Annotated in this window: 20 protein-coding genes and 5 tRNA genes; 4 read left to right on the forward strand and 21 right to left on the reverse strand. The window is 33.6% G+C overall.

From position 1 onward, the window contains the following. Positions 1 to 150 precede the first annotated feature (150 nt). From ACWGOQ_RS23440 to ACWGOQ_RS23530, 19 genes are all read right to left on the reverse strand, one after another. A tRNA-Trp gene (locus tag ACWGOQ_RS23440) sits at positions 151 to 223 on the reverse strand. Between the two features lie 60 nt (positions 224 to 283). Further along, positions 284 to 1,471, reverse strand: coding sequence for an elongation factor Tu (tuf, locus tag ACWGOQ_RS23445; RefSeq protein WP_452060297.1), 1,188 nt, complete (start codon positions 1,469 to 1,471; stop codon positions 284 to 286). A 57-nt stretch (positions 1,472 to 1,528) separates the two neighbouring features. After that, positions 1,529 to 1,600, reverse strand: a tRNA-Thr gene (locus ACWGOQ_RS23450). A gap of 126 nt (positions 1,601 to 1,726) precedes the next feature. Continuing rightward, a tRNA-Gly gene (locus tag ACWGOQ_RS23455) sits at positions 1,727 to 1,799 on the reverse strand. A gap of 33 nt (positions 1,800 to 1,832) precedes the next feature. Continuing rightward, a tRNA-Tyr gene (locus tag ACWGOQ_RS23460) sits at positions 1,833 to 1,914 on the reverse strand. A gap of 237 nt (positions 1,915 to 2,151) precedes the next feature. Beyond that, a tRNA-Thr gene (locus ACWGOQ_RS23465) sits at positions 2,152 to 2,225 on the reverse strand. Positions 2,226 to 2,326: 101 nt separating this feature from the next. Beyond that, positions 2,327 to 2,629 (reverse strand): ribosome hibernation-promoting factor, HPF/YfiA family, encoded by a 303-nt coding sequence (gene hpf, locus ACWGOQ_RS23470; RefSeq protein WP_452060298.1) that lies wholly within the window; start codon positions 2,627 to 2,629, stop codon positions 2,327 to 2,329. 54 nt (positions 2,630 to 2,683) lie between these two features. Further along, positions 2,684 to 3,574, reverse strand: coding sequence for a tyrosine-type recombinase/integrase (locus ACWGOQ_RS23475; protein ID WP_452060299.1), 891 nt, complete (start codon positions 3,572 to 3,574; stop codon positions 2,684 to 2,686). A gap of 125 nt (positions 3,575 to 3,699) precedes the next feature. Then, entirely contained in the window at positions 3,700 to 3,894 is a 195-nt protein-coding gene (rpsU, locus tag ACWGOQ_RS23480) for a 30S ribosomal protein S21 (protein ID WP_025743950.1), read from the reverse strand. Positions 3,895 to 4,118: 224 nt separating this feature from the next. Further along, entirely contained in the window at positions 4,119 to 5,501 is a 1,383-nt protein-coding gene (locus ACWGOQ_RS23485) for an alpha-amylase (RefSeq protein ID WP_452060300.1), read from the reverse strand. A 599-nt stretch (positions 5,502 to 6,100) separates the two neighbouring features. Beyond that, positions 6,101 to 7,264 carry an acyl-CoA dehydrogenase family protein gene (locus ACWGOQ_RS23490; RefSeq protein WP_452060301.1) on the reverse strand — a complete coding sequence of 388 codons (1,164 nt, stop codon included), beginning with the start codon at positions 7,262 to 7,264 and terminating at the stop codon, positions 6,101 to 6,103. Positions 7,265 to 7,379: 115 nt separating this feature from the next. Beyond that, complete coding sequence (locus ACWGOQ_RS23495; RefSeq protein ID WP_452060302.1) at positions 7,380 to 8,252, reverse strand: ComEA family DNA-binding protein; 873 nt, start codon at positions 8,250 to 8,252, stop codon at positions 7,380 to 7,382. Positions 8,253 to 8,272: 20 nt separating this feature from the next. After that, positions 8,273 to 9,901 carry an alanine/glycine:cation symporter family protein gene (locus tag ACWGOQ_RS23500; RefSeq protein ID WP_452060303.1) on the reverse strand — a complete coding sequence of 543 codons (1,629 nt, stop codon included), beginning with the start codon at positions 9,899 to 9,901 and terminating at the stop codon, positions 8,273 to 8,275. Between the two features lie 98 nt (positions 9,902 to 9,999). Then, positions 10,000 to 11,007, reverse strand: a complete 1,008-nt coding sequence (locus tag ACWGOQ_RS23505; RefSeq protein WP_452060304.1) for a potassium channel family protein — start codon at positions 11,005 to 11,007, stop codon at positions 10,000 to 10,002. A gap of 2 nt (positions 11,008 to 11,009) precedes the next feature. Next, positions 11,010 to 11,231, reverse strand: coding sequence for a PspC domain-containing protein (locus tag ACWGOQ_RS23510; RefSeq protein ID WP_280931121.1), 222 nt, complete (start codon positions 11,229 to 11,231; stop codon positions 11,010 to 11,012). 17 nt (positions 11,232 to 11,248) lie between these two features. Beyond that, positions 11,249 to 12,541 (reverse strand): DUF2851 family protein, encoded by a 1,293-nt coding sequence (locus ACWGOQ_RS23515; protein WP_452060305.1) that lies wholly within the window; start codon positions 12,539 to 12,541, stop codon positions 11,249 to 11,251. Positions 12,542 to 13,137: 596 nt separating this feature from the next. Then, entirely contained in the window at positions 13,138 to 14,118 is a 981-nt protein-coding gene (locus tag ACWGOQ_RS23520) for a helix-turn-helix domain-containing protein (RefSeq protein WP_452060306.1), read from the reverse strand. 164 nt (positions 14,119 to 14,282) lie between these two features. After that, positions 14,283 to 15,644 (reverse strand): pyridoxal-phosphate dependent enzyme, encoded by a 1,362-nt coding sequence (locus ACWGOQ_RS23525; protein ID WP_452060307.1) that lies wholly within the window; start codon positions 15,642 to 15,644, stop codon positions 14,283 to 14,285. Positions 15,645 to 15,749: 105 nt separating this feature from the next. Continuing rightward, a complete protein-coding gene (locus tag ACWGOQ_RS23530; protein WP_452060308.1) occupies positions 15,750 to 16,991 on the reverse strand; it encodes an ABC transporter permease in 1,242 nt (413 codons plus the stop codon). Positions 16,992 to 16,999: 8 nt separating this feature from the next. Between ACWGOQ_RS23530 and ACWGOQ_RS23535 the strand changes: the two genes are divergently transcribed. The 4 genes from ACWGOQ_RS23535 (at position 17,000) to ACWGOQ_RS23550 (ending at position 23,297) form a co-directional block, all read left to right on the forward strand. Continuing rightward, the gene (locus ACWGOQ_RS23535) at positions 17,000 to 18,355 is read left to right on the forward strand and encodes an exo-beta-N-acetylmuramidase NamZ family protein (RefSeq protein WP_452060309.1); all 1,356 of its coding nucleotides are present in this window, start codon (positions 17,000 to 17,002) and stop codon (positions 18,353 to 18,355) included. Positions 18,356 to 18,426: 71 nt separating this feature from the next. Then, positions 18,427 to 20,445 (forward strand): tetratricopeptide repeat-containing sensor histidine kinase, encoded by a 2,019-nt coding sequence (locus tag ACWGOQ_RS23540; RefSeq protein WP_452060310.1) that lies wholly within the window; start codon positions 18,427 to 18,429, stop codon positions 20,443 to 20,445. A gap of 88 nt (positions 20,446 to 20,533) precedes the next feature. Further along, positions 20,534 to 22,678, forward strand: a complete 2,145-nt coding sequence (locus ACWGOQ_RS23545) for a tetratricopeptide repeat-containing sensor histidine kinase (protein WP_458202877.1) — start codon at positions 20,534 to 20,536, stop codon at positions 22,676 to 22,678. Then, on the forward strand, positions 22,653 to 23,297 hold the full coding sequence (locus tag ACWGOQ_RS23550; protein WP_452060312.1) for a response regulator transcription factor: 645 nt from the start codon (positions 22,653 to 22,655) through the stop codon (positions 23,295 to 23,297). Before ACWGOQ_RS23545 ends, ACWGOQ_RS23550 begins: the two co-directional genes overlap by 26 nt. 262 nt (positions 23,298 to 23,559) lie before the next feature. Here ACWGOQ_RS23550 and ACWGOQ_RS23555 read toward each other — a convergent pair whose 3' ends face one another. Beyond that, positions 23,560 to 24,489, reverse strand: coding sequence for a PorP/SprF family type IX secretion system membrane protein (locus ACWGOQ_RS23555; RefSeq protein ID WP_452060313.1), 930 nt, complete (start codon positions 24,487 to 24,489; stop codon positions 23,560 to 23,562). A 3-nt stretch (positions 24,490 to 24,492) separates the two neighbouring features. After that, a partial coding sequence (locus ACWGOQ_RS23560) for an HYR-like domain-containing protein (protein WP_458202878.1) occupies positions 24,493 to 26,571 on the reverse strand: 2,079 nt, incomplete at its 5' end.

The following is a 26,571-nucleotide window of genomic DNA, read 5'->3' on the forward strand; positions in this document are numbered from 1 at the left end:
TCAGCTTTACATGTAATTTATGAAAGCTACTTATCTTATTGTTTTACTGAAAGGCATCCTTCGTCATCATTTAGGACACACATCTAAACTTCGTGTTTTCTTCAATCTCAAATGTATTTTTCCTCAATGAAAATACAAAACATTTCTTTGCACGGGTTGAGAGGCTCGAACTCCCGACACCTGGTTTTGGAGACCAGTGCTCTACCAACTGAGCTAAACCCGTATACATAAGTCAAGGTATTCGTTGTAACGAATACCTTTTCTTATATATTAACTATATTGTTTAGTCTAAAATTTCAGTTACCTGACCGGCACCTACTGTTCTACCACCTTCACGGATTGCAAAACGAAGACCTACATTCATCGCAATTGGCTGAATAAGCTCAACAGTAATCGTTAAGTTATCTCCAGGCATTACCATCTCAACTCCATCAGGAAGTGCTATATTTCCAGTTACATCAGTTGTACGAACATAGAACTGAGGACGATAATTGTTATGGAATGGAGTGTGACGTCCACCTTCTTCTTTTTTAAGTATATAAACCTCAGCTTTAAACTTGGCATGTGGTGTTACAGATCCTGGTTTAGTAATTACCATACCACGAGAAATCTGAGTTTTTTCAATACCTCTCAATAAGATACCTGCATTATCTCCAGCCTCTCCTCTGTCTAATATCTGACGAAACATCTCGATACCAGTAATAGTAGAAGTAAGTTTCTCAGCTCCCATACCGATGATCTCTACAGGATCTCCAGTGTTAGCGATACCCGTTTCGATACGTCCAGTAGCAACAGTACCACGACCGGTAATAGAGAATACATCTTCGATTGGCATTAAGAAATCTTTATCAATCTCACGTAATGGCTCTTCGATCCAAGCATCTACCTCTTTCATCAATTCCAAAACTGTGTCAACCCACTTTTGCTCTCCATTAAGAGCTCCTAGTGCAGAACCAGAAACTACAGGTCCGTTATCTCCATCGTACTCATAAAAAGAAAGAAGATCTCTTACTTCCATTTCTACTAGCTCTAATAATTCTTCATCATCAACCATATCCACTTTATTAAGGAACACAACGATTCTTGGAATACCAACCTGACGTCCTAATAAGATATGCTCACGAGTTTGTGGCATAGGACCATCGGTAGCAGCAACCACCAAGATCGCACCATCCATCTGCGCCGCACCAGTAACCATGTTCTTTACATAATCGGCGTGACCTGGACAGTCAACGTGTGCATAATGACGATTTTGAGTAGCGTACTCAACGTGAGACGTGTTAATTGTAATACCTCTTTCTTTTTCTTCCGGTGCATTATCGATCTGATCAAAAGATTTTGCTTCAGAAAATCCAGCATCTGCTAATACTTTAGTAATTGCAGCGGTTAAAGTTGTTTTACCGTGATCAACGTGTCCAATAGTACCAATATTTAAGTGCGGTTTGGAACGATCAAAAGTTTCCTTTGCCATAATGAATTTATTTAATCTTAGTTATATATAGTGTTCAATTTAAACTTGTGAACCAAGAGCCAATGACGAGATTTGAACTCGTGACCTCTTCCTTACCAAGGAAACGCTCTACCCCTGAGCTACACCGGCTTTTTAAAGTACACAATGATCAACCAGGATTCTTCATTAATCATCGAAAGAAAACCGATTCACCATTACTTTTATTTTAAAAATCCAATGCTAATTTTGCATCAAGATTAGCTCTGTATTTTTTAGAGCGGGAGACCGGGTTCGAACCGGCGACATTCAGCTTGGAAGGCTGACGCTCTACCAACTGAGCTACTCCCGCGTTTTACAATTCTGAAATCAAAATTGAAGGTTGTGGGGAGAGCAGGATTCGAACCTGCGAAGGTAAAACCAACAGATTTACAGTCTGTCCTCGTTGGCCGCTTGAGTATCTCCCCAATTATAATCACTATTTTAGAATGAACTTCTAAATTTTGAATGCGCAAAAGTAATCAAATATTTTACAATTCAAAATTTAATTTTAAAAGCTTTGATTTATCAGAAAATCAATACTTTAAAACAGCCGATAACGAAACTACTTTCGGCCTAACTCAGGATGATCATATCGTTCCGAATGAAAGTTGCTTTCAACTAAAAACGAATTTCAAACCTGATGTTTTTTTCAAAATTTCAAGAGCCGATAGAGGGACTCGAACCCACGACCTGCTGATTACAAATCAGCTGCTCTAGCCAGCTGAGCTATATCGGCTTTTCAGTATGTTTTTGAACATAAAAAAGTCCGCTATTTCTAACGGACTGCAAATGTATAGAAATTATTCCTTACACAAAACAATTTTTAAAAAAAAATCATCAAACATGTGCTTTTAATTTTTCTTTCCGTTTTCGCAACTGCCTTTCTAACGAACTAACACACTCATCAACACCTTCTTCGAAACTTTTATTTATTTTCTTAATTATAAACTCACCCCCAGGAACACTTAGCAAAATCTCGGTGATCTTATTTTCTTTACTACTTGTATTCATAACTTTCAAAAAAACATCAGCGTGTATAATTCTGCTAAAATGATTTTCAAGCTTATCCAATTTTGCTTGTGTAAAATCTACCAATTTTTGATCGACGTTAAAATTTACGGATTGCAAGTTCACTTTCATAGGTGTTATTTTAATTGATTGAACATATGTTTAAAGCCTAAAAGAAATTACGCTTTACTTTTTATTCCTTGGATGAGACTGTTTATGCACTTTTGCTAACTGAGCTACACTCTGGTTTGTATAAATCTGAGTAGCTGCTAAACTGGAATGACCAAGTAATTCTTTTACAGCATTTAAGTTTGCCCCTTCATTAAGAAGATGCGTCGCGAATGAATGTCTCAATATATGCGGGCTTCTTTTTATCTTAGAAGATGCCTTACTAAAATAACCATTTATGATTCGATACACAAGTGTTTCATAAATTTTAACTCCTTTTTCTGTTAGCAATAAAAAAGGAACTTCAGAATCCACCTTAATCACTGACCGTAATGTCATATACTGTTTTAATGTAATAAGCAATGAAGGTATTAAAGGTATATATCTTTCCTTATTACGTTTCCCTAAAACTTTAACCTGTCTATTAGAGATGTCCAGATCGGTTAATTTCAGGTTTACCAATTCAATTCTACGCATTCCTGTTGCATAAAAAAGTTCTACAATCAATCTATCTCTAACACTTTTAAAATCAACCCCTTCCTTTAACTCCTCCAGCACATTTTCAACCTCAAAATTAGAGAACGGAATCTGTATTTTTTTAGACGCTTTCAACGCCTGATGTTTTGCTAATGGATTTTTATCAATTTGCCCGGATTTAAGCAAAAATTTATAATAGGTTTTAAGGGAAGACACTTTCCTATTAATAGTTCTATTCGAAACACCTGAGTCTACCAAATCTACAATCCAAGAACGAACCTGAGGATAATTTGACGTCGATATATCATCGCTACCAAACGCTTGATTATAAAATTGGATAAAGGCTAATAAATCTGTTTTGTAAGCCGAAACAGTATGTTCAGAATACTTTTTTTCTAAAAGTAGATAATCAATAAACTCTTTGACAAACATAAAAAACCATTAGAACACAAAAGTAAAAAACTTTTGATACCTAATGGTTTTAATTTATCTATACTTAAAAACGAAGTTAGACTTCTTTAAAAAGAAATCAACTAACAAAGCGTTTTTAACTTGTTTTAAATTTCTTCTTGATCTCTTAAGTGCTGAATATACTGCGCTTTTTGAACCTGAGCTCTACGCTCTACAGAAGGCTTTGTGAACGCCTGACGCTTACGCAGCTGACGCATAGTTCCTGTTCTATCAAATTTACGCTTAAAACGTTTTAACGCTCTATCTATATTTTCTCCGTCTTTAACTGGTATAATTAACATAGTGTTACCTCCTTTCTTTAAAAATTAGGGTGCAAATATAACACAAAAGTATTATCCACAAAGCTTTTTTTTAATGAAGTTAATTTTTTAATAGATTTCCATTCTAAAATTAAATAAAACGGTTTTTTATTTGTAGCTATAGTTAACCCTAACCAAAAATAAAAAACCGTATATCTATTTAACCATTTTTACTTACTATTTTTTAAGCTAAGAAACATAAAATACTATTTAAGAGACCAAACAGTGTATCCTTTTGGTGGAGCCTGAATTTTCACCCATCTTCCTCCTTGTGTTACTGGTTCCCAACTAGAACTACCCGTATAATCTTTTATTGTCTTACTGGACCAATTGGTCTCCACCCATCTTTCTTTCCAAGAATTAGAATTATTGATATATACTATCAATCCATTCTTTCCTCCTCCACCATTTCTTCTGGCGATATACTCATCATTATCAGTCCAAAGGTTTGAAGTATTTCCTCCTGCAAGATTATTGTGAATCCAAATTAAATTATTCAATTTATTCTTATCTAGCCAATCTTCATAATCCCTGTAGAACAGAGCAGGATACCCTTCGTGAGTTAAAATGTAAGCATATGCTAACAGTTTATTTGTATAAATCTCATCTGTGTCATGATTGGCTACAAAGGTAACTGCTCTACTCGCGTTTCTTTTCCACAACATATCTCCGCTAAGTGCATTAAGGTTGTTCCCTACAAAAGCGTCTCTCATTTTATAATAACATGCAAAATCAAAAGCCGACATCTCTGACTGATCTGTCCACCATTTTAAAGTATTTACATTTCCATCCCAATACTCTCCTACACCAAATACGCCTGTAGATTTTCTAAATTCTTTTGCAACCCAAGGAGCAAAACCTTTCACATAATCAAACCTATACCCATCAAATTTCATAGTATTCTTATAATACTTTGCAACAGAATTACTTCTTTTCCATAACCAATCCTGAACATACGTTTTATTATGACTTAAGTCTGGGAATCCACCAAAAATACCACTGTCAGAATTATATGCTTCATTAGGATGAAAATCATACTTGGTCCGGTTAAACTTATTGGATAATGGGTTAAACTTCGTGTAGGTGTCTTTTCCTGCAAATTCGTTCGGTTCTAAATCCCCTCCACTATTATGGTTTATCACAATATCAGCAATTACGTTCACTCCATTATTATGAGCACGAGTAATTAAAGACTCTAATTCTGATTTAGATCCAAATCGTGTTTCAGTAGTACCCATTTGATTATATTGTCCAAAATCATAATAATCAAAAGGATCATACCCCATTGAGAATGGACCATTTTGGGCTTTGCTTACGGGTGGCAACCATATAGCATCGATACCTGAATTGCTCCAGCTACTCACCTTTCCTTTAACTACATTCCACCAAGTCCCACCAGCGGGAACATCCCAATAAAATGCTTGCATCATTACACCGGAACCTATAGTTTTTAGACCAGCTCTAGTAGAAATTGATTCTTCGGGTTTTGCAGACTCGGATTCTACAGAATCCAGAACCTCGTCTTTACCACACGATACTAATAAAAAAGATACCGTCAACAGAAAATAAATGAACTTAAAAGTTTTCATAAAATAAGTGTTTGTGTGTTAAATTTCTTACAATGTAATATTTTTACATATACCGAAATCGTTTGAAACTGTACGCAAACGTTTTCGTGTTGATAAAATTTTATCACTTACTCAGAAATAGCAGTTAAAATATGATAATTTGATATTTTCAAATGGTCTAAAATAAGAAATCCATAAGGCGTGTTAATTATTTAATTATCAGTCCAGAATTTCACCAAAAAAAGCAAAAAAAGTGCATCATTATAGAATTCTAATTAGTGGATATATATTATTTATTACAGTAAATCACCATTTTTGGCAAATTGAAAAAACATTTTTCGCCAAAAAAAGCCCAGGTTATTTCTCAACCGCAGGCTTATATTCTTTCTTATCAATTACCATTTTGACGAATTGAACAAAAATTTTCGCAAAAAAAAAGCCCAGGTTATTTCTCAACCCCAGGCTTATATTCTTTCTTATCAATCACCATTTTTGGCAAATTGAACAAAAATTTTTCGCAAAAAAAAGCCCAGGTTATTTCTCAACCGCAGGCTTATATTCTTTCTTATCAATCACCATTTTGGCGAATTGAACAAAAATTTTCGCCAAAAAAAACCAGGTTATTTCTCAACCGCAGGCTTATATTCTTTCTTATCAATCACCATTTTGGCGATAATCTCTCTCAAGATTTCAGAGGTTCCTCCTCCTATTGGGCCAAGTCTACTATCTCTAAACAATCTCGCCAATGGATATTCTTCCATATAACCATAACCTCCTAATAATTGAAGACATTTATAAATAACCTCATCAGCAATCTTTGTTGATATTAATTTAGACATACTGGCTTCTTTTACAACATATTGCCCTTCATTAAGTCTTTTTGCTACCGAGTAATTAAATTCTTTGCACATTTCTAATTCACTCGCCATATCCGCAACACTATGCCTAAGTGCCTGGAACTTGTCTATGGTTCTTCCAAAAGCTTCTCGTTCACCCATATACCTTATAGCATACTCCAGCGCATATTCCGTTCTGGCGTGTGCATTAATTCCCATTATCAATCTTTCTAATGCAAAATGCTGCATTATATAAGAAAAACCTTTGTTTTCCTCGCCCATTAAATTCTCCACAGGAATTCTTACATTATCAAAAGCTATTTCACCAGTATCTGAAGCTTTCCAGCCTAGCTTATCCAATTTAGTAGCTGAAACACCCGGAGTATCTCTGTCGATGATAACAATACTGATTCCCTTATTACCTAGCTCTGGAGATGTTTTAGCAGCGACTACAAGATAATCACTGTAAACTCCGTTTGTAATAAATGTTTTGGATCCATTGATAATATATGTATCGCCTTCTTTTACTGCAGTAGTTCTCATACCCGCAACATCCGATCCGCCGAATGGCTCCGAAATACATAGACATCCTATTTTTTCACCGGTGATACTCGTTCTTAGGTATTTTTCTTTTATCCTATCATCACCTTCTTTATTAACGTGAGTCATGGCAAGATACACGTGCGCCCACATAGCCGCCGCAAAACCACCAGAATTGATCTTTTGCAGTTCTTCCAAAAATATAACCGTGTAGAATAAATCCAAATCCAATCCGCCATATTCTTCTGGATACGCAATTCCGAAATAACCCATTTCGCCGAACTTTTTCCAAATGAAACGCTCTATATCTCCGGTTTTCTCCCACTTCTCTATATGTGGAACTACCTCTTTTTGTAAAAAATCTTTAAGACTTTCTCTAAATAATTCGTGCTCTTCTGTAAAATACATGTTGTTTAAATGATAACATTGATTTATATAGCTAACATAGTACTACAAAACATATTTAAATGCTTAAATTAAGCATTTAAATATTATCAATATTTGCAGTAATTTTTTCCGATTTTTATTTTAAAGTCAAATATAATGCTATTCTATCTATTTTTTCTAAAGAAAAACCTTCAATTTTTCCTAATTCTTCAAAATCAGACACACCATTGTTTTCTTTAATAAAATCTTTGATATCAAGCGCAGTTTCAAAATCAAAATAAGGAACTTCCATCAATTCTTTTACAGTAGCTTGATTGATATTAACTTTCCTAATTTCGTTCTTTGTTTTGACGGTATAAAGTGAGAGGATTTTTTGTCGTTGATTTTCATAAAGACCTCTTATATCTTTGAGTTGAAGGTCATCTATAAATCCATTAAGATTATTTCTATACTTAATAATTCTTTCTGCGATAAAATCGGGCACTCCTACTTCATCCTGAAGATTTACAGAGGTCATAGTATTAAGATCCCCTTTGTCTGAGAAAGGTTTTGCAGGATACTTTGATTTTGGGTAAGCTTTTGATTTGTTGGAATTTTGTACCCAATCAGGAAATTTAAATAAAGGTGAAACGATTGCTAACAATGAATCAGAAACCTTTGTGACTTTTTTGAAGTCTGCAACAGAATTTACCCATTTATTTTCTTTTCTGTATGTATAAAGCCGGTCCAGCTCTTCTGAAGATAAACCTAAAATATACCCTTTATAATCACTTATAAAATTAGGATTAAAAGGTTGCTGCTTATAGCTCTTTTTTTTATTAGCAGCTTGCTTCTTAAGAGAGTCTATCTTAATTTGAAATTCTGAAAGTTCTTGAAAATTATCTGATCTACTAGCTGCATCAGGAAAGCAATACAACGCTACGATTAAACCAAAAATAAGCAAACTCAAAAGAAAAATCCCATTTCGGAAACGTTGATGTATTTCGAAATGGGATTTTAAATCTTTCATGAAGTTGATAAATTTATTAGTTACACATCAAATTCGCTTGCTCCGTCTTCTATAGCCTCTTTCTTTAGGTTAATTGCATCATAGTACTTTTTTAGTTCTATTCTAATTTTGGGTGTTAATAACAATACACCTATTATATTTGGTACAACCATCGCAAAAATCATTGCATCAGAGAAGTCTATTACAGAACCCAGACTAATCGAAGCACCTACAACCACAAAAATCAAAAAGAGTAATTTATAAATAAGATCAGTTATTCTTCCTTTACCAAATAAGTATTTCCATCCTTGCATACCATAATATGACCAAGAAATCATTGTAGAAAAAGCAAAAAGTATTACTGCAATGGTTAATACAATAGAAAAATTAGGAATAACAGTATCAAAAGCTGTTGCAGTCAATTCTACACCTTCTGTTACAGGCGTTCCATATTCTAAAAACTGCGAATCAAAATTAGTGATAATGATTACCAAAGCAGTCATTGTACAGATTACAACGGTATCCACAAAAGGTTCTAATAGTGCTACAATACCTTCACTGGCAGGGTATTTTGTTTTCACGGCAGAATGTGCTATTGCAGCAGAACCAACTCCCGCTTCATTTGAGAATGCTCCTCTTCTTATTCCTTGGATCATTACTCCAACTAAACCACCGGCTATACCTAATCCAGAAAATGCTCCTTCAAAAATAAGCCCGAATGCGTCTCCTATATGTTTATAATTTACTACTAAAATTATCAATGCGGCAAGCACATAAACACCTGCCATAAAAGGAACAACTTTTTCGGTTACGGATGCTATCCTCTTGATACCGCCAATAATAACTACAGCAACAAGACCTGCCATAACAATCCCAAAATACAACCCGGCATTACCTCCTTGAAGACCTGTTAGCTCGACAAACTGGGCAGCGGCTTGATTTGCCTGGAACATATTACCACCACCAAAGGATCCACCGATTACAAATATTGCAAATAACACAGCTAATACCTTTCCAAGTCCAGCCATATTTTTTTCTCCAAGTCCCTTTTTAAGATAATACATAGGTCCACCGTAAACCGTACCGTCTTCGCCGACATCTCTATATTTTACACCTAAAGTACATTCTGCAAATTTAGAAGCCATTCCTAAAACTCCTGCAATAATCATCCAAAATGTTGCACCTGGTCCTCCTATTGAAAGAGCAACCGCTACCCCTGCAATATTACCTAATCCTACAGTTGCAGAAAGGGCTGCAGTAAGTGCTTGAAAATGTGAAACTTCTCCATCAGCACTTTCGTCCCTAATAGTATCCGGTATATCTCCATCTATTGCTGCTCCACCGTCTCCATAAAGTTCCTTGGCTCCGTGTTTTTCTATATCTTCATATTTACCACGAACTACTTTAATTGCAGTAACAAAGCCTGTTATATTAATAAACCTAAAATATATTGTAAAATATAATGCACCACCAATTAAGACTATCAATACCCATGGAATCTTAAATTCTGCAGAAAATGGTATTTCATAAAATATTGCATCAACAAACCAGCCTGTATAAGATGAAAACACCTGATCTATCTTTTCAGAAAGTGTCGGTTCTTGAATATCTTGAGCAAAAATTGAAAATGGAGTTATAAGTACTAAAATTGAAAGAAGAATTCTCTTCATAATGAGTGAGTTATTTGAATTTAGTTTTTTGAAGTGAGCAAGATGCTAAAAAAAACCATTGTTTACAATAATTTAACGATTAAATCTTAGGTAATTGTTTAAATATTAAACTCCTTATTTAGCTGATTTACTTGTTCTGGTTGACCTATTATTACAATCTTAGATCCTGGTTTTAATAAAGTATCTGCACCTGGATTTACCACATATTCCCCTTCGGGTGATTTATAACCAATAATAGAACAACCTGTCTTCGATCGCATATCAATCGTTTTGATAGTGCGTTCTTTTTGATCATCAAACATGTCTTCAAAAGACACTTCTTCTATGTTTATAGATTTTTTCCCAACAATAGAAAGGTTGTCCAAAAACTCTATTAAGTCAGGCACTACGACCAAAGAAGCCATGTGATCACCACCGATTCGATCCGGCATAATTACATTGTCTGCTCCTGCCAATCTAATTTTCTTGTAAGATGCATCTTGCGAAGCCCTGCTAATTATTTTTAAATCCTTATTAATTTGTCTGGCAGACAATACTATAAAAAGGTTATCTGCATCCTCTGGTAAAGTACAAATCAGGGTAGATGCTTTTTTAAGTCCAGCTTCTATCAATACATCATCTTCGGTGGCGTTACCTTCAACAAAAAATCGCTCATCACTCTGATACTTTTCAATTACGGCTTTATTATTTTCGATAACCACAAAGGGTTTATCATATGCTAACAGTTTATCAGCTGCTTGTTTACCGTTACGACCATAACCAACTATGATTATATGATCTTCTAATTTACCTATCATTTTTTGTAGTTTTCGATATTGTACTCGCTGTGGATCGCTCTTGCTTACGATATATTCTGTGATTACTGACAATGAATATCCTAAAATTAGCACACTGGTTATAATTAAAAATACAGTAAATAATTTAGAGGCATCATCTAATGGTTCTACTTCTCCAAAACCAACAGTAGACATGGTTATAATTGTCATGTAAAGTGAGTCGATCCAGGAGTAATTCGAAAAGAAACGAAAACCCAAGACACCTATTCCAACCACAGCCAATAATAAGGTTAAGGCAATATATATTTTAGAACCGAACTTTTGCAACATATTTATAAATCGAATACTGAAGTTCTTTTAGTGTATACTAAATCTTTTAATTTCAACCAAAACGCAAGATTGAGATAAATTACGAAGCCTAATCCTGCAGTAGCGAAGGTCAAATAAATAAAAAATAAACGTACATTTTTAGCACGCATTCCTAATCTATCCGCTAACCTACTAGAAACGTAAAATCCGTTTCGCTCTAAAAAATGTCTCAGATTATAAAGCATAATGCAAATTAATTATATTATCCTGAATTACCTTCTCTATTCAATAAATAATTACCAATGGCACACCGTAAACATGCTTTTTGATCACAATAATTGTATTTAAGCTGGATCATCGATTGAGAATGCAACGCATCTTCAATGGTAATACCTAAGCTTCCGAATTTATCTGTGATTGCATTTTTTTCTGCTGGTAACTGTGATATCAGCCCTAAGATTTCTTCTGAAACATCTTTTCCTTGGTTTTTGGCATACATAAATTTCAAGGGAATAACGGTATTGATTATAATCAAATGAATAAATGATTTCGTTAAGGTTTTATTTCGGTTGGCTGACTCTTTGTCAAACGTATAATGGGTTTTCCAAAAATTACTTGCGGCAACGCTAAATAGTTCATAGAATTTAGTCAAACTTTTAGTTTGAATGACTTTGCTAAAAAGATGTTGATTTCTAAAATAAAGGATTGCCAATTGAGATATCCTAATTGTAGGGAAATTAGAGGGGCGTAACCTAAAAAGCTGAAAAGAAAGTACACCTTGATTTGTCAATTTAAACTTGTTTTTTAAAAATTTATACTGCTTCAGAAGTTCCTGAACATAGGAAACATTAGAATCAGAATTTAGCAAACCTGCTTGTCCATAAAACAAGGCTTCTAATTGCGTTGTATCCGTACTGCACTTTCTTACCAATGAAAAGTCAAAAGAATTGGCTAAACTTAGAAACGCATCACTATTAATCTTTAAACCAAAGTTCTTTGCTAATAACTTAAAAAGTACTGCTTCCCAATCATTCATAGAATTGTTCAACAACTCCAAAATCAATTCAGACTTTTGTTCTAATCTTTCTAAATATAATCTTTCTTGCCAATTGAAAATAGTAAAGTCAGGCACATCAGTTAGTTGTTTTTCACATTGAATCCAGCCTTTATCCCTATTTCGAAATAGTTTTTGATATCGATACAATACTGCCTCATCTATATAATCTTTCAACTGCAAAGTAGGTATGACAGAATTATCTTTTCTAAAAATATTCATATCATCTTTCCAGACTACATGCAGTATAACATTATCATAAGCAGGATCGCTCTCGTGGTGATGTGCATACCAATCGCTTGATTTTATATGAATTTCAACATTACCTGCCCATTTTTGATTGTCAATTATCAATTGAGCATTAAAAAAGTCTGGTCCTGCGTTCATCTTGTTATGATTTCCTACACGCTGTATAACAATTGAAAGCGAGCTAGTGGTTTTTAAGTTTGAAAAATTAAATTTTTCATATTTCCATACGTAATGTAAAAGTTCTTCATTCATAATTTACCTAATATTATCCAAGAAATAAATGTTGGTTCTAATATCATGTGTTACTAATAATTGTTTTGTTACTCTCATTGATAAATAATTTTATCAATATTCGTAACAACTAAATTGAAGCTGATTTGTTTTCCGGAACTAATTTTGGAAGCTATTCACAAACGTAATCAGTATAGTTTGTTTTTGGAGATAATAAATACGCAACCTTATGATACAATAGGCAGATGGTGTTTGAAAATTTCACTAATCCCTATAAAAATGGCTATAGAAACTACCTAAATTACGTTTTAAGCTTAAAAAAAAAGGTGTTTCCCCCTTAAAAACCACACTATTCAACCCTAAATAGTAGCATTTACACCAAAAAACTCTTAAAAAAGACTTAAAACTAGCAAAAATGTACTATTGGTAAGATTTTATGTATTAATGGAAATTGTTGCAATCGTATCATTTCTTTTCTTTGTTAAACAAATAGGGAAGATAATTTCAATAAAAAAATAAAGATTATAAAATCCTAAGCTTAGTTGAGTTTGTGTTAGGTTATAGATGGTTGTCAAAATATGACAACCATCTATATTTTATACCTATTTGCTATTTGATTAAATTTGGATATCGGGATAAATATCAAATTTATTAAAAAATGCCTTCTTAAATTTGGAGGAGTTGGAGTAATTCAAATTGTCCATAACTTCTTTGATAGACAGCCCCTCTGTAAAGATCATATTGTAAGAGCTTTCTAATTTCTTATTATTAAAAAATTCTAATGGTGTTTGATCATGAATCTCTTTAAACATATTAAAGAAGTTTGTGCGACTCATATGAGCCATAGAGGCTAATTGATCAACTCCAACAAATGGTTCGTGTAAATTATGTTCCAGATAATTACTTACTTTATATATATTCCCCACTTGTGAGCTATTAATGTTAAATGGATTACTTTCAGTTTCCCACATTAAAACGTCTTTCCAAAAAGTTTCTAACAATCGAATTCCTCTTGCGATAAAAAATAAATAATTTTCTACTTTACCGATGTCAGGAGAAACAATCTGATCAAAAAGTATGGATTGCTTGTAGGATAAATAAAATTTATTAATATGCTGATGAGAATATCTTATATATTGATCTACCTTCTCTGCCATATTATTTTTTTTCAAAAAATAAGGTTTGGTGTATTTACTTTTCAATACGATCATAATAGACTTTACTTCGGCTCCTTTTGTAATGTAAACGCGTTCTCCTTGTTGGGCGTCCATACATCTCATATTTCCAGGAGTATAACCATCTGAGTAAGAGCTTATAATTTCATTTTTTTTTATTTGATGATCTAATGAGTATTTTCTAAAATGTAAAATAATATCTTTTTCCTCTATAGGTTCTCGAATATATTCTATATCGACATTTGATTTATAGTTGTTAATAAAAAGAAAAACCTCTGGAGATATTTTATAATAACTAAGGTACCCTTCTCCTATTTCTGAAGGAAAATAAATTCTATCAGTAGCTCCTTCTGGATCCAATTGAGATCTAAAATAGTTTCTTAATTCATCTATATCAGAAAAGTTAAACGAATATTTTTGCATAGCCCCAAGATTTTATACACACCCTTCTTATTTATAGATTGATATTTTATCATTAAGTTGCGTAGAACTATCTATAAATTCGGTTTTAGAGTATAAAAACAACCCCTATATTAGTTCATATGACTAATAAAGGGGGTTCCTAACATGTTATAAATATAAATAATTTATTTTATATGACTGATTACATCATATTTTGTAACAATATGATACTTACCGTTTTCTAGCGCTACAAGAACCGCCGAATTACCATCTTTTATTAATCTGGATATTTCATCAACGGATGTATGAGAGTTAACGATCGGAAAAGGATCATTCATGATCTCTCGAATAGGTGTATCTCCGGTGTTTTTATCTTCTAGAAACGCGGTAAACAATGCACTTTCGTCTACAGAACCAACAAAACCTTCACTATCTAGAACCGGTATTTGTGAAATTTGAAATTTACGCATATGCTCTATTGCGTGAGAAACCAATTCTTCTGTTTTTACTGTCACTAGGGGTTTTACTTCATGATTTTTCACCAAATCGACTGCAGTAGATACTTCTTCTTCCAGAAAACCACGTTCTCGCATCCAATCATCATTAAACATCTTACCTACATAACGACTTCCGTGGTCGTGAAATAGCACGACAACTACGTCTTCTTTCTTGAAGTTATCTTTTAACTGTAATAAACCTTTAATAGCGGCTCCGGCACTATTACCAAGAAACATTCCTTCTTCCTTAGCAAGTCTCTGGGTATATACCGCAGCATCCTTATCAGTCACTTTTGTGAATCCATCGATAATCGAAAAATCTACATTTTCCGGTAAAATATCTTCTCCTATACCCTCTGTGATGTAAGAATATATCTCATTTTCATCAAACACTCCGGTCTCATGATATTTTTTAAACACAGAACCATAGGTATCTATTCCCCAAATTTTTACATTTGGATTTTTTTCTTTTAAATATTTTCCAACTCCAGATATTGTCCCTCCTGTTCCTACACCTACAATAAAATGTGTGATCTTACCATCAGTTTGCTCCCATATCTCAGGTCCTGTACTCTCATAATGTGCCTTAGCATTAGAAGGATTATCATATTGATTTACATACCAAGAATTAGGAGTTTCTTCGGCCAACCTTTTGGAAACCGAATAGTATGATCGGGGATCATCTGGCTCTACATTAGTTGGACACACCATCACTTTTGCTCCAACGGCACGTAAAATATCCATTTTTTCTTTGGATTGTTTATCTGCCATCACGCAGATGAGTTTGTATCCTTTAACAATGGCAACCAAGGCTAAGCCCATTCCAGTATTACCCGATGTACCTTCGATAATAGTTCCGCCCGGTTTTAATCTTCCATCTGCTTCCGCATCTTCTATCATTTTCAGCGCCATTCGGTCTTTTACTGAATTTCCTGGATTAAAAGTCTCATATTTTGCCAATACCAGCGCATCCACATCTTTTACCAAAGCATTCATTTTCACCATCGGTGTATTTCCAATGGTTTCTAGTATATTATTTGCGTACTTCACAAGCTTATTAATTTATTACAGTTTCTTTAACCCGCTTTATTTTTTATGCGGTGCAAAGATACAAATACAAAGTCATTATGTAAGAGGAAGGTGTCTTATTTACAACTACTGAAATCTAATTGCTTTAGAAGGTGATATTTTAGCAATCACAAATGAAGGGATCAGCAACATCAGCAAGCATAACAACATAGTTCCCACATTCAGAAATAGAATATACCACAAACTGATGTAAACCGGTGCTGTACTTACGTGATATGTTGCCGGGTTAAGACCAATAACCCCATAATTTTTCTGAACAAACAATAGTCCTATACCAACTACATTACCCCAAAACAATCCAAGAAGAATCAAATAACCAGCATTGTATAAAAAAACTTTTCTTATACTCCAGTCGTTAGTTCCAAGGGATTTAAGAATTCCGATCATCGGTGTTCTCTCTAAAATTAACACCAGCAATGCAGTGATCATATTAATGCCTGCAACCAATATAATGATACTGATTATACCAATAATATTTAAGTCAAAAAGTTTCAGCCACTCAAAGATACTTCCATATTTTAAAGCGATTGTCTGAGCTTCTAAATCAGAAGGGATACTGTTATAAACCTCTCTGCCTTTCTGATCTATTTTATCAAAATCATCAATAAACACTTCAAATCCCCCAACTTCATTTTCTTCCCATTTGTTCATTTTCTGAATATGCCTGATATCTGCGAAAATAAATTTTTCGTCAAATTCCTGAAAGCCTGAATCATAAATCCCAACTACTTCGAAAGCACGAATATTAGCCGGAATATTGGAGCTTGAGTTTTTTTTCAAAAAAACAGTATTCGCTTTATCTCCTACTGCCAGACCTAATCTTGATGAAATGTATTGAGAGATTAATATTTGATTATTTCTAGGATTTGTAAAATCAGGCAATACACCTTCAGTCAAATATTCTCTAAAATATGACCAATTATATGTATTGCTAACTCCTTTAACTACAACTCCTTCAAAATTATCCTCCGTTCTGATAAGGCCTGCTTTTGTGGCAAATTCTTGTACATAGGTAATTCCGTTAACATCCACAAAATTAGGATAAAAATGTTGTTCCTTTTTAATAGGGATTAATGATTCTACACTATTATTATTATCGTAACTGGTTATAATAACATGCCCATTAAATGCAGCAACTTTTTCTCTGATTTTACGTTGTAGACCTATACCAGTAGCAACTGTTATCAACATCATCACCATACCAATGGCAATTGCAAAGATGGCAATTTTAATAATTGTTGATGATATGCTACTTTTATGTTCCTTACCTTTGATAAGGCGTTTGGCAATAAAATATTCGAAATTCAAAGTTATCTATGGTTTTTATCAAAAATGCATCTGCCTATTTAGCAGACCGGTTCAAAAATACGTTTTTATTCTTTTTTACGCTGCTTATTTCTTGCGGAAGCGGAACAAAAACATCAACTCCAACTACTTCTGAAGTCGAAAAGTCTAATACCAACGAAAAAAGTGTTATTTCAGAAGGTGAAATACAGGATTCTATAAATGTCTTAAAGCCCGTTATCGTAGGAGCAAATCAAACAGAACTGTATGTGCCGTTATTAAAGAATAAAAAAGTTGCTATTGTAGGAAACCAAACATCCGTTATTTTTAAGTTTCCACATTTGAAGCCCCTTTTACAAAACGAAAGAGTAACCACAACGTCTCTTGACCAATATACCCATTTGGTGGATTCCTTATTATCCAGAAATATTGAAATTCAAAAAGTTTTTGCTCCAGAACACGGTTTCAGAGGGAAAGCGGATGCAGGAGAACTGGTATCCGATGGAAAGGATATCAAAACAGGGTTGCCAATTATTTCATTATATGGTAAAAACAAAAAACCATCTGCAGAAGCCCTTTCTGATATTGAAATAGTTGTTTTTGATATTCAGGATGTTGGAGCAAGATTTTACACTTATATTTCTACACTTCATTATGTAATGCAAGCTTGCGCAGAAAATAATATCCCCTTATTAATTTTGGATCGTCCTAATCCTAACGGGCATTATATTGATGGGCCAACGTTAGTGCCCGAACACGCAAGTTTTGTAGGTGTACATCCGATTCCGCTTGTGCACGGGATGACTATAGGAGAATATGCAAAAATGGTCAATGGAGAAGGTTGGCTAGGTGATGATCTAAAATGCGAGATCAATATCATACCTGTTAAGAATTACACGCATGAAACCTATTATAGTTTGGCCATAAGACCTTCTCCTAATTTACCAAACGATAGATCAATAAATCTTTATCCCAGTCTTGGTTTTTTTGAGGGAACAACAATTAACGCGGGTCGCGGTACGGAAATGCAATTTCAGATTTTTGGATCTCCAGATTTCCCAATAGAAAAATATAATTTTGCTTATACTCCTCAACCTAATTTTGGTTCTAAATATCCTAAGCATAAAGGAGAAGTCTGCTATGGAAGGGATCTTAGAAAAACAGAACGCCTTAACAAGATTAACTTGCAATGGTTGCTTGATGCTTACCTTAATTCGAAAAATAAAGAAGGTTTTTTTAACAACAAATCATTTACGATACATGCAGGAACAGAAATATTACAAAAGCAGATAGAACAAGGCTATACAGAAAAAGAAATCAAAAAAACCTGGCAAAAAGATTTAGAACAGTTTAAAAAGATCCGATCACAGTATCTTATGTATGAATAAACGGTAAACAGAGCATTGAAGATCCCTGTTTTCAGGGATATCAGAACCTGTTAGAATTAATACCTTTGTTTATGCCTAAATTATTGCTAAAAGGGATTATATATATATATTTAACACTATGTTCGATCATTAGTGCACAGGTTAATGACAATAATATTCCTGCTTTCTCTAAAAAATATACACTTAAAGAAAAAGAAAGAGATCTTATTAATAAAGCGTACGACATTCTGAACAGCGAAGAAGAACAAAAAATAGTAAAAATTGCACACCACCTTATAAAAAACACAAAAACAGATTATGCACAAGCAAATGCAAATTTGTTATTAGCTTATTACTATAAAAATAGAACATTGATTGATTCTTCTAATTATTATGTAGAAGAGTCCCTTAAATTTAGTGCGTCACAAAACGACTCTTTAGGTACTCGTGGAAAAATACTAGCGTACAACATATTGGCGATTAATTATAAGAATAAAGGGCTCTATGAAGAAAGCAAAAAGTGGCATCAAAAGGGCATTAGATTAACAGAAAAATTTAAAGAAACAGATCTTTATTTTACACATTTACACGGTCTAGCACTTACGTACAGCGATTTAGGAAATTATCAACAATCTCTGAAGCTTTTTGAAGAATGTCTTTCCTACGAAAATGACCCAGAAATTATTTATGGTAGTTATATCAATATAGGTAATATCCATGCATATCTAAAAGATTTTGAGACATCAAATAAATACCTAAAGCAGGCACAAGAATTAGCGGCAAAAGATAAACAATATAATGCATTATCAAACATCATCCTTAATTTGGGAGCCAATTACCAAGAAATGGGTAATCACAAAAAGGCTATTGTTAATTATAAAAAAGCAGCCAAAGTTGCTGGTGAAAATCAATTTTCTCAAATTGCACTAATAGCAAATGCAAATATAGGTGATGTCTTTGCAGAAATGGGACACTACAAGGAAGCAGAATTGGTGCTTTCAGAATCCCTAAATAAATCGATAGAATTAGGTTTATTGTCAATACAAATGGAAATTTATAGTGACCTTAGTGATATTTCGAAATTGAAGAACGATTACAGAAGCGCTCTTAATTTTACCACGTTATATTATGAAATAAATGATTCTATTAATCAACTTCAAAAAAATGAAGAAATTAACGAGTTAGAAGTAAAATATCAAACTATTAAGAAAGAAAAAGAAATTAAGCTTTTACTCGCAGAAAATTCCAATCGGAGCCTTGAACTTGAATTACAACGAGAACAAGCTACCAGACAAAAGGGGTTTAAAAATATTATTCTTTATTCTTTTTTGATTCTCCTTATTCCAATTATTGGTCTCTTGATTACGTATTATCAAAAAATTCAAGCTCAAAGTGAATTAAACAAGAAACAAAAGGAAATTAATAAAGAAAAGATTTCATCTCTGATAAAAGATCAGGAATTAAAAGTAATAAAAGCTTCCGTAGAAGGCCAAGATAAAGAGAGGAAACGTATAGCTCAGGAACTACATGATAGTATCGGAGGAAATCTAGCTGCTATCAAACTTCAACTAAATAATGCCCCCAGTAAAAACGAAGGTATTCTTAAAAAAATAAATCCACAAATAGATGATACTTATGAACTGGTTCGTAGCATCTCTCATAATCTTATTCCTAAAAAGTTTAGTAAGAATAATTTTTGCGATGTCTTAGAAGAATACCTTGAAAATATTGGGGATTCCAGCAATTTAGAAACTACTTTTAGTGCATTTCCCAGAAAGAAAATTGATCGATTAGATGAAACTATTCAAGATGAAAGTTTTAAAATAATCCAAGAATTAATCACGAACACTATCAAACATTCCAAAGCTTCTTTAGTCGAACTACAAATAAATCTTGTAGAGAACGATATATATATCATGTTTGAGGATAATGGAATTGGCTTTGATACAGAAAAGCATCAAAACGGCATAGGTTTACGTAATATTGAAAGTCGATTAAAGAGTGTTTTGGGAACTATTTTTATTGATTCCAGAATAAATAGAGGAACTATCATTGATATCGCAATACCAGTAATACTTGCTAATAATGAAAAAGAAATTATGATACCTTGAAATAATAAATGCGTTAATGACAAGACCTAATTACATAAAATTTTTCTATTGTAGGACTATCGGAATGGCTTTAATCCTATTAATCTCAATGAATATCAATGCACAAATTGACACTAAGCGAACTTTCCCTTATCCCAATAAAGGAGAAAGGCAAATTATCCAAGAACTCAAAACGTTAGCCAATATACCTGATAAAAGAAGAGAAAGCTACATAAGAGCACACAAACAGCTAAAGAAAAGATCTGTTAAAAGTGATAGGTTTAAAGCTGATTTAAGTTTGGTTTTAAGTTCTTATTTTAGAAGCGTATCACAAATTGATTCGGTAAAATACTATGCAAAAAAAATACTCGAATTAAATGATTTTGGAAACGATACCCTAAAAAAAAACATCTATGGCTTAGCGTATTATACGCTTGGACAGGCAGATAGTTTCTTGGGATTGAGAGAAAAATCTAAAAAATGGCATCTTAAAGGGATAGATATTTCACTGGAGTATGATGACAAGCGTGTTAATTATGTCAACTCTTTTGGCTTGGCCAGCATCTATACCGAAACCGGCGAGTATGATCTTGCTTTGGATTTATTAGAAAAATGTATAGAGTATAAAGAAAATGAAGAAATCGTATTTGGCTCAATAGTAAATATGGCTAACATATATGGATATAGAGAGGAGTTTGACAAGAGCGTAGCATATTTTGAAAAAGCTAGGAAAATTTGTGAAGAAGCAAATAGAATGGGTTGTATTGGAACAATTTCGGTCAATATGGGAATTACTTATAAAAAACTAGGTAATTTGGATAAGGCTCTAATTTCTTTTGATCAGGCTTTAGAAATTGCAAAGGTTAACAAATATGATCGCATGGAAATTTTTGGTAGCGTTGAAAAAGGCCGAGTACTTAGTGATCTTAAAAGATTCAAGGAGGCAGAAGAAATAACGCTTTCCGGATTACAAAAGGCAAAAGAAGTTGGTTTTCTCAAAGAACAAGAAAAGATTTACTATAGGCTTAAAGAAATCGCTACTGTCCAAAATGATTACAAAAAAGCCCTCTCCTATTATGAAAAGTATACCCAAACGATTGACTCTACACAAAAATTAGATAAGGATAGAGAAATTAATGAGTTAGAAGTACAGTATAAAACGCTCCAAAAAGAGAAAGAGATTAAATTTCTGCAAGTAGAAAACACTAATAAAAAACTTGAACTAGCAAATCAGGAAGAAGCTATTAGAAACCTAAAACTTAAACAGGAAATTGAAAAAAAAGAAATTGAAATTGAGCGAAAAAAACACGAAAACCAGCTGTTATCGTTTCAGAACATTTCAGAAAAAACATTAAATGATAACATTATTTTAAAAAAGAATCAGGAATTAAAAGATGCTCAATTAAAAATTCAAGAAGACGAAACGATACGGCAACGAGTATTTAAAAATATCATCTTGTATTCTTTCCTTATACTTTTAATTCCTGTAATTGGTTTATTAATTACCTATTATCAAAAAATTAAAGTACAGAGTGAATTAAGTATAAAACAAAAAGAAATAAGCGAAGAAAAAATTTCGTCTTTATTAAAAGATCAAGAATTAAAAGTAATTAAGGCTTCTGTAGAGGGACAAGATAAAGAGAGAAAACGTATTGCCCAGGAACTGCACGATAGTATTGGAGGTAATCTAGCCGCTATTAAACTTCAACTAAATAATTCTGAAAAGAAAAATGAAAGTGCTCTAAAAGGGATCAATGACCAAATTGATGATACTTATGAGCTAGTTCGAAGTATTTCTCACGATTTAATACCTAAAAAATTTAGTAAAAACAACTTTTGTGATGTACTCGAAGAGTATTTTAATAATATAGGAGGTGCCAGTAAACTAAACACTACTTTTAATGCATTTCCCAGAAAAACTATTGACGCGTTAGATGAAACATTGCAAGTTGAGACATTTAAGATCATACAAGAGCTTGTTACCAATAGTATTAAACATGCTAAAGCATCTGCTATTGAACTGCAGTTCAATTTTGTTGATAACGAATTAAATATTCTTTTTGAAGATGACGGTGTAGGTTTTAACCTAGACAAAAATGTAGAAGGTATTGGATTTAGGAATATTAGAAGTAGATTAAACAAAATATCAGGAACGATAGATATAGATTCCAGAATAAAAAGAGGAACGATTATTAATATAGAAATAACCAACGTAATAATTACCGCAGATGAAATACAACCTAATTATAGCTGATGACCACAAAATGTTTTTAGATGGATTGCTAAGTATCCTAAATTCTCAAAATGATTATAATATCCTTTTAACAGCAAAAAACGGTAAACATATTGCCAAATACTTAGAAATCAATCCGGATGAAAAAATTGATCTGATTATAACAGATATCACCATGCCAGAAATGGACGGAATTGCGCTCAATAAGATTGTTAAAGAAAAAAACGCTAAAATAAAAACGCTGGTAGTAAGCATGCATAACAATCCAGATATGATAGACAATCTTATCGAGCATGATGTAGATGGGTATGTCCCAAAAAATGCTGAAAAAGAAGAACTTCTTAAGGCTATAGAAACGATTCTGGGGGGAGAAAAATATTTTTCTCGTGAAATAAAAGATATTTATATGGAGAATAAGTTTTCCAAAAAGAAAAATGAAGAGGTAAAGCTTACTCAAAGAGAAATTGATGTAATAACTTTAATTGCTCAAGAATTTACAACTCAGGAAATTGCTGATAAGCTTTTCTTAAGTAAACATACTATAGAAAGTTACCGAAAAAACTTAATCGCAAAACTAAATGTAAGAAACCTGGCAGGACTTACCAAATATGCTATTAAAATGAATTACATACAACACTAATTTATCTTTAAAATAATCTGATACATTATATAAGTGATATAATAAAAAAGTTATTATACACTGCATAGATAACCTTATGTCTAAGAGGAGTAAGTAATCATTATCAAGACAACCAGTTGTCTGATTTTTTATCTTCCTTATAATTCCTCTTACTTTTAACCAATAGGCCTTCTATGTTTTTATCGAGAAAGCACTTGTATTTACAAAATCTACACGTATCATCATAAATAAAGCTCCAACCTATTATGCAAAAAGGTCTAATTTAAGACCTTTTATTTACAAAACCATCTCCAAAACGGTAACTAAGCACGATTCCGTGCGTATTATTAATCGGAGTATTTCTTACTGTTTGATTATAATTATAGAGTATTCTCCAGTGATCAAAAAGGTAAAATCCTGCTAAAAAATTTATTGAAGAACTGGTTCTATAACCAGCTCCAACTTCGATGCTATTTTTATAATTTACTGTAAGATTAAAATCTGCTTGGATTGGTGCTCCTGAAACATATTTTATCAAAACATTTGGCTTTATCATTACTTCTTGGAAACGAGTTGTAAAAAACCTATATCCCATGTAAGCATACAATGGATTATCAAGATTAATATTCTTATCAGAAGTTAAAGAATTACCTAAAACGTTCGATGCAGAAAATCCAATATAAATATGTTCTCTATTATATAAGATTCCAACACCAATTGTTGGAATAGCAGTATTGATATTATTTTCAAAATTAGGGTCATTTTGTATTCCTAATTCTTGTAAATTTTCGTTGTATAGCAGAACTCCTCCTGTAATTCCAAAAGACAATACGTTAGGGTTATAAGACCACCACCGAGCACGGTTATAATTATGGTCAAAAATTATTTTATAAGCGTACGATGCAAATAAACTTGTGGCTGTTGTAACTCCGATTTTATCACTAGAAAAGCCAGCACCTAAACCTACTTTTCGCGAATTTAAAGAGGAGTTAATTGTCAATCCAATATTTCTTGGGCTTCCATCAATTTGATTCAGATATCCTCTGTTGGTTAGCGTTACGTCTGTATCAGCGTAAAAGCCCGCATGAGCTGGGTTGATCAACACTGTATTGTAATCATAGTTTGCAAAAAGTGGTGTTTGTTGAGAAAATATTTTACATAAAAACCCTTTTGATAGTATTACAACTATCAATAACATATATGTTTTTTTCATGAATTAGCGTTTTAAAACAAGAAAACCTGTTGATTTTTTGAAATGGTTCGTGCCTTCGGTTTTAATGTTGAAGAAATAAGTCCCTTCCGGAAGTTTGTCTCCTCCAAGGCTTCTCTTTCTGTTAGCGATTCCATTAAATACTCGAGATGTATTATCATAACCTTCAATCTCAAAAACTAAATCTCCCCAACGATTAAATATTGAAACCTGATTATTTGGATAATTCTCAATTCCATCAATTTCCCAAAACTCATTGATCCCATCTCCATCAGGGGAGAAACCATATTTTGTTTCATCTTCTGGAAGTGGTTCTACAAATACAGTGATGGTATCTTCAGCAATACACCCTTCATCGCTGGTAAATGTAACCGTATATGTGGTCGTTTCTGTAGGATTAGCTATGGGATTAAAAATAGTTGCATCTGTTAGACCGGTGATCGGAGACCATATAATGGTACCCGAATCCAAAGTTTCAGAACTCAGCTGTACCGCCTCTCCTTCTGTTATTTCTTCATTGTCTCCTGCTTCTATTAACACCCTGTCCTGATCTATCCTAAAACTACATACAGCACTATTGCCACTTGCATCAGTTGCCGTAATTACTATTTCCATTCCATCTATTATATCAGTTCCAGGAGCTGGCACCTGAGTAATACTTGGACTTGGATCCGTATTATCCATCACAGTTACTGCAGATCTATAATCCAAAATCACTTCTGAATCACACGGTACGTCTTGATCAGGTATACATACAAGAACCGGTGCTTCTGTATCCGAAGAAGTCGTAATTACAAATGAGCAACCATTAGAATTACCACTAGCATCTGTAGCGATCATCTGTACTGTCATTCCATCAACAAAAACTGATCCCGCTAATGGACTTTGTTCTATTGTTACATTAGCATCACAATTGTCCACCATAGTTACTATGCCTGAATAATCAGGAATTAAAGAACCTGTTGTTAATATTTGATTACCAGGACAGGTAATCATTGGAACCTCCGTATCATTTATTGTAATTATTTGCATCACATTGATACCATTACCGGCTTCATCTGTTACACTGTAAGTTCTCCTTACAACACCGGGAACAGAAGTATCGTCACTTACAAAAGCGACAACAGGATCTGTAGTACAATTGTCTGCAGCATCCAAAACCACGGTGGGATCCGGTGATGGAATATCAGAACTACATTGTACCGAAATAGATGCTGGAGCACTGGCCGTTGGATTGGTCGTATCGTTTATCGTAATTGTTTGCATCGCATTGATACTATTACCGGCTTCATCTGTTACACTGTAAGTTCTCCTTACAACACCGGGAACAGAAGTATCGTCACTTACAAAAGCAACAACAGGATCTGTAGTACAATTGTCTGCAGCATCCAAAACCACGGTGGGATCCGGTGATGGAATATCAGAACTACATTGTACCGAAATAGATGCTGGGTCACTGGCCGTTGGATTGGTCGTATCGTTTATCGTAATTGTTTGCATAACATTGATACTATTACCAGCCTCATCAGTTACGCTGTAGGTTCTCGTTACCACACTGGCAACCGAAGTATCATCACTTACAAAAGCAACAACAGGATCTGCAGTACAATTATCTGCAGCATCCAAAACCAAGGTGGGATCCGGTGATGGAATATCAGAACTACATTGTGCCGAAATAGATGCTGGGGCACTGGCCGTTGGATTGGTCGTATCGTTTATCGTAATTGTTTGCATAACATTGATACTATTACCAGCCTCATCAGTTACGCTGTAGGTTCTGGTCACCACACCGGCAACCGAAGTATCATCACTTACAAAAGCAACAACAGGATCTGCAGTACAATTATCTGCAGCATCCAAAACCACGGTGGGATCCGGTGATGGAATATCAGAACTACATTGTACCGAAATAGATGCTGGGTCACTGGCCGTTGGATTGGTCGTATCGTTTATCGTAATTGTTTGCATCACATTGATACTATTACCAGCCTCATCAGTTACGCTGTAGGTTCTCGATACAACACCGGGAACAGAAGTATCGTCACTTACAAAAGCAATAACAGGATCTGTAGTACAATTATCAGC

Source organism: Aquimarina ulvae (assembly GCF_053613295.3).